1 protein-coding gene is annotated in these 766 nt (G+C 41.4%); it reads left to right on the top strand.

Annotation, left to right across the window (positions count from 1 at the left end):
* A partial coding sequence (locus A3735_RS00435; protein ID WP_197485548.1) for an insulinase family protein occupies positions 1-766 on the top strand: 766 nt, incomplete at both ends.

Here is a 766-nt window from a genome sequence, read left to right as displayed (position 1 = left end):
AACAGCAACGTCGAGTTTACCGACATATCGCAAGATTTCTTCGCAGAAGATTTCCTACCTGTAAAAGTTGAAGCGCAATCGATAATGGACAAGCGATCAATGATGCTCGCATTCCCCATACCATCATCAAGCCTTCACCAAGACTCAAAGCCTGTATCCTACCTATCAAACCTGATTGGCCATGAGGGTAAAGGCAGCCTATTGTCGGCATTAAAAAATGAAAACCTAGTCGACTCACTATCGGCCGGTGCAGAGTTTGATACTAGAGTCAAAGAACTGTTTGTTATCCGCATGAGCTTGACTCAGTTTGGCTTTGACAACCAGGAACGAATTCTAGAGACCATTCATAGTTATATTGACCTTCTACGTAAAGAAGGCCTGNAAAAGCTTTACTTTGACGAACAAAAAACCATGTTAGATATTGCTTTTAACTATCAAGAGAAAAGTGAACCCATTCATTTCACGAGCAAGCTATCAAGGGCGCTCCAGTTTACTTCAGCAGAAGATATTCTTATCAAGCCCTACTCGCTCAAGCAGTTCGATCACGAGTTATACAAAACATACTTAAGCCATCTTAATCCCAAGAATATGTTTGTTGCGGTTAGCGCTAAAGCAGTTGTTGGAAAACGGTTTACTGACTGGTACGACGCACCCTATAACATTCAAGAACTGGATCAGAACCTTCTGGATAAACTCATCAAGCCTAAGCAGGACAATAGGCTAAGCCTGCCAGAGAAAAACATTTTTATTCCGGAAAACATATCAA

It is taken from the genome of Oleiphilus sp. HI0061 (assembly GCF_001635675.1).
This window is presented reverse-complemented; position numbering and strand designations above follow the sequence as displayed.